The 4,133-nt window shown below is 45.2% G+C and carries 8 protein-coding genes; 5 read left to right on the top strand and 3 right to left on the bottom strand.

Annotated elements, in window-relative coordinates; all coding sequences use genetic code 11:
* From BLS03_RS25790 to BLS03_RS25120, 4 genes are all read left to right on the top strand, one after another.
* On the top strand, nt 1–204 hold a 204-nt coding region (locus tag BLS03_RS25790), incomplete at its 5' end, for a hypothetical protein (RefSeq protein ID WP_176765703.1).
* Nucleotides 201–602, top strand: coding sequence for a phage tail protein (locus tag BLS03_RS25130; RefSeq protein WP_093279577.1), 402 nt, complete (start codon nt 201–203; stop codon nt 600–602). The genes BLS03_RS25790 and BLS03_RS25130, both read left to right, overlap by 4 nt.
* A complete protein-coding gene (locus BLS03_RS25125; RefSeq protein ID WP_093279576.1) occupies nt 599–817 on the top strand; it encodes a tail protein X in 219 nt (72 codons plus the stop codon). Before BLS03_RS25130 ends, BLS03_RS25125 begins: the two co-directional genes overlap by 4 nt.
* On the top strand, nt 808–1,824 hold the full coding sequence (locus BLS03_RS25120; protein ID WP_093279575.1) for a contractile injection system protein, VgrG/Pvc8 family: 1,017 nt from the start codon (nt 808–810) through the stop codon (nt 1,822–1,824). The genes BLS03_RS25125 and BLS03_RS25120 overlap by 10 nt, the downstream gene beginning before the upstream one ends.
* A 17-nt stretch (nt 1,825–1,841) precedes the next feature.
* Here the strand turns inward: BLS03_RS25120 and BLS03_RS25785 are convergent, their stop codons facing one another.
* Nucleotides 1,842–2,003: a hypothetical protein gene (locus BLS03_RS25785; protein ID WP_176765702.1), complete on the bottom strand. Its 162-nt coding sequence runs from the start codon at nt 2,001–2,003 to the stop codon at nt 1,842–1,844.
* A gap of 426 nt (nt 2,004–2,429) precedes the next feature.
* Between BLS03_RS25785 and BLS03_RS25115 the strand changes: the two genes are divergently transcribed.
* Nucleotides 2,430–2,765 carry a helix-turn-helix domain-containing protein gene (locus BLS03_RS25115; RefSeq protein ID WP_093279574.1) on the top strand — a complete coding sequence of 112 codons (336 nt, stop codon included), beginning with the start codon at nt 2,430–2,432 and terminating at the stop codon, nt 2,763–2,765.
* A 97-nt stretch (nt 2,766–2,862) separates the two neighbouring features.
* Here the strand turns inward: BLS03_RS25115 and BLS03_RS25780 are convergent, their stop codons facing one another.
* Together BLS03_RS25780 and BLS03_RS25110 are read right to left on the bottom strand one after the other, a co-directional pair.
* Nucleotides 2,863–3,018, bottom strand: coding sequence for a hypothetical protein (locus BLS03_RS25780; protein WP_176765701.1), 156 nt, complete (start codon nt 3,016–3,018; stop codon nt 2,863–2,865).
* Between the two features lie 75 nt (nt 3,019–3,093).
* On the bottom strand, nt 3,094–4,050 hold the full coding sequence (locus tag BLS03_RS25110; protein ID WP_093279573.1) for a ParB/RepB/Spo0J family partition protein: 957 nt from the start codon (nt 4,048–4,050) through the stop codon (nt 3,094–3,096).
* Between the last annotated feature and the right edge of the window lie 83 nt (nt 4,051–4,133).

The following is a 4,133-nucleotide window of genomic DNA, read 5'->3' as shown; positions in this document are numbered from 1 at the left end:
TTAGCTCAGAGCAATCAAGACAATCGTAAATTCGAGTTTAACTTAACCATTTCACCATCGTCAGGTAATGCTCAACAAGATGAGGATATGCTTAATCGTTTGGTTGGGAAACTCCAAGAAATGATGGTTTCAGAAGGGGTGATGGGTTCTGGTTCTCTCGCGATAGCGATGGATGGTTCGCTTTCAGATAGGAGTGATGCATGAGGCAGCAATTAATATTGTCTGTCCCCTCTAAGAACGTTGAGGCATTTGTATTCAGTGTCGCTAATGGCACTGAATACGAGTCGCTTTCCACGTCTAGCCAAGGCGGATGGGTGAATTTAGATATTATGGATGGCAAGGCTGTCAGCCAGAACACTCACGAACCACTGGACTCCAAAACGCTGAAAGGGAAATGGTTTGGCGCTCAGGGTCGAGTTTCAATTCGCCGTTTACGCGAAATCAAAAAGCTTAGGTCACCCGTATTATTAACCGATGATTACGGCTATAGCATGGGCATGTGGAAGATCATGACGCTTAGTGATGATGAAAGTAACGTGATCGATGACGGTACACCTATGGTCGTGAATTTCACGATAACGCTTGAGGAGTTTGCGAATTGAGCATTGCGTTAAGTATTGTTGGCGATACGGTGGGTGATGTGCTGTATCGCTATTTTCAAGAAGATGGTGATGATTTAGAACGGCAACTTTACGAGTTAAATCCCCATCTTAAAAAGTTGCCTGTGCTGCTTCCAACTGGAACGAGAATTCAACTTCCTGAGGTGTCAGCAGAATCAGAGCTCGAAGTGGAGCGAGTGGTAACAGTATGGGATTAGCAACTCGAATCATTGCCAGAACATCTGGACAAGGTAGCAAAATCATCAACCAATACCTGCAGAATTGGCAGTTAACGGACGTATCAGGTGAAGATACCGATCAGATTAAACTGACCGTTGCAGCGCCTGATATGGATTCGTTACCACCGGAGGGTGTGACGATTGGCTTTGATATAGGTATTGCCGATTATGACCCTATCCAATGGTTTAGCCGTGGCCAGTTCACCATCACGCGAATTACACCAAAGCTGTTTCCTCATGTATTCACTATTGTGGCGACTGCAGCACCATTCCAAGTCAATGATCAAACGGAATTCAAGCAGCGCCGTTCACAGACCTATAGTGGCACAACAGTGGGCGATATTTTTCGCACAGTGGTTAGTCGCCATGGCCTTAGCCCTCGGGTCGATCCTGATTTGGATAGCATCGCTATTGACCATATTGACCAAACTGACGAAACGGATATGTCATTTTTGACTCGTTTGGCTCGGCAATATGATGCCGTGGCCAAGCCAGTCGAATCGTATTATGTACTTGCCCGGCGTGGAAAAGTAAAAAGCTTGTCTGGCAAGACGATTGAGCCAGTGCTGATTGAGCTTCCTGCCAACAATCAGCCGACAGAACGCAGCTTCACTAACGCGACGTTAAGCATGCCAAGTCGTAAGCAGTTTAAAGGTGTGAAAGCGAAGTGGTGGAACGATGGTACCGGTGCTGAAGAAGTGGTGGAAGTTGGGGTTACACCGTTTAAGCGCTTGCCGAAAACTCATCCCACGATAGAGCTTGCTACTCAGGCAGCTACTGATGAGCTCAGAAAGCTTGAGCGAACTGGTACACAGATTCAATTAGATTTGCCAGCGAATCCACGATTTTTTGCGGAAGGGATTGTGCGAACATCTTCTCAGTTCCCACTCTATATGCAGGGTGAATGGTCGCTAGATAAAGTGGTGATTACTGGCGGCAAGCAGGGAGCCAGAGCGCAGCTTACCGCAACATTAACACAGAGTTAAAGGGCGACCTTTAACTCTCATTCCAACTTACCGCCTCTCATTTCCATTCCGGTTTTAGCAATGTTGATCAGTTCCATAAGGGTTTTCATTGCTGCCTCTGATGTTTCCTCATCAATGACCATACCAGGTTCCAACGATACGATTAGCATTTTGGCTTTGCCGATAGTTTCTTTATGCATTTTTATTCTCTACTTCTTGGGCGCGGGAAAACCCGCCAATTGACGTTTAGCTGTTTTTCTTGCGTTGTTGTTTTCCGGTCTGACCTGCTTTGTGTGCAGGAAATTAGATGCTCACTACGAAAATAGTGGTATGAAGGTGTGACCTTGAACTTTTGGCTGGGTTGTTTCTACAATAAGACTGTTCATAAAATTATACTTATCAATATAAATTTAATAAAATGTCGTTCAATATCCGCCCTCGCGGCAAGAACAGACTAAACTTTTAGGTAAATAACATTTTCAAACGACACACTCTCGCGGTACGTCCTTGGCAGGGATACTAAACAGAAATACTAATAATAACTCTGATATGAACCCCGTTTGGGATACAGAACGCCGTATATGTCGGTTTTCTGGATGCTATAACGCCACATTTGACGGTAGAGTATGCGAAAGATTTCAGCCACGGTAGCCGTGTTGCGGAGATTTCGAGAGCTGTCAGGGAAAACACAAGAGCAGATCGCGAAAGAGACCGGAATCAACAAGAGAACTGTCGAGCGGTTTGAGTCTGGCGCCACGGCCATGACCGTTCCACAAATGGAAAAATACCTAATTGCATTGAATATCACTCATTTAGATTTAGCCGTTGCGCTACAAAGCGGTAATTACGCTGTTTCTAAAGATATTGAGTCGATGGCCAGAATGCTGCCTGCCGAAGTGAGAGCGATACATCTAGATTACCTATTAAAGCTTACAAAAGCGTTAAACAAAAAAGGCACCTAGCGGTGCCTTTGGTTTTTAGAACTTAAAGTACAGTTTTGCGATCATTGCGCACAAGACGATGGCCGTGACCCAAGCAGCTTCTTTTAATGATTCCATATTACTGCCTCGCCAATTGTTGGTAGCAGGCCTTTGCTACGGCTTCACCAATACATTGGTGCTGGCCTTGCAACCATTCAATAACTAAGTGGGCTGGCAAGTGTGGTAAGTCAGCTAGTGTTTTTGAGCGAATGAATGTATAGTCTTCTTTAGACATGATTATCTCCTGGCGGTTTTAGTTGTGTCACGCAACCCCACTGTTCCAGCAGTGGGGTTTTGTCTTTCTAGCGGTTTAGCATTTGTCTAACGCTTCTTTCGATAGCGTTTGGTCGATAAAAGCCTCGATAAGTTTTAGTGATTCATCGGAGACTTTTGGAATATTGATCGTGGCATTTCCGTTTTTGAGTTTCACCGTGGTCCCCATCGCCAGCTCCCGAGGTGCAACTGGCTCAGGTGTTTTCTTGCCGCACTTAATCACAAACATTTCAACCAGTTTGTCAGTGTCGTATTTGCCTTTCTCTGAGCACCAGGTATCAAAAAAGTGGTTTAGCACTTCTTTTATATGTTCATCTAGCTTGTCATACAGTTTAAACAGTGCTTCACCCTTGCGAGCGCTTAAGTCATTTGGTGTTGGCAGCGCTCTGATGAATGACCTAGGAAGCTTCGCGGTGTTGACTTCACGCATCATAGCGCGGCGCGCCTTTCCAACCATCTTTGCCACTTCCTCTTGGCCTTTTCCTGCATTCAAATGGCGAAGTGCTCTCATCCCTTGTTCATACGCCGATGTCGGTTTGTACTGATTGCCAACATCGGTTAAGTAATCCATTTGCTCTTCTGATAACTCACCAACCCATATGTAGAAATCACTCCTTGTGAAGATTGATGTAAACCGGCGACGACTACCATCCGCAACCTGCACAATACCGCACTCGTTGCGGCCAAATGCTGGCATTTCTTGCCCGAAGTCTTTATAAGTTTCCAAAATATCCGCGATTGCGAACTCATCGAGCAGTTCTTGATCTCGTTCATTACCAAGCCAAACCATGGTGGATTGTTCTACTTTCTTGGCTGGAATCTTCTGCAGCGTAAATACAACTTCTTGGCCCATCACTGGCTTGGTCAGTGTGCTGCCGACTTGCTTCTCTAATTTCTCAGAAGACTTGGCCACCAGCGATTTTTCACCTTGTTTTTTTACACGCTGAACAGAAATACTGCTGGTTTCAACTTCCACATTTAAGTCGTTTTTCATGGCTACTCTTCTCCCCACATAGGTTTAATGATGTCGTCGAGGATCTCTTTAAATGTCGCGTTATAGATGTCGGTGGCTCGTTT

The sequence above is a fragment of the Vibrio xiamenensis genome (genome assembly GCF_900100015.1).
Lineage (GTDB): Bacteria > Pseudomonadota > Gammaproteobacteria > Enterobacterales > Vibrionaceae > Vibrio > Vibrio xiamenensis.
The sequence above is the reverse complement of the archived record's forward strand: the minus strand, read 5'-3'. Positions and strand labels throughout refer to the sequence as shown.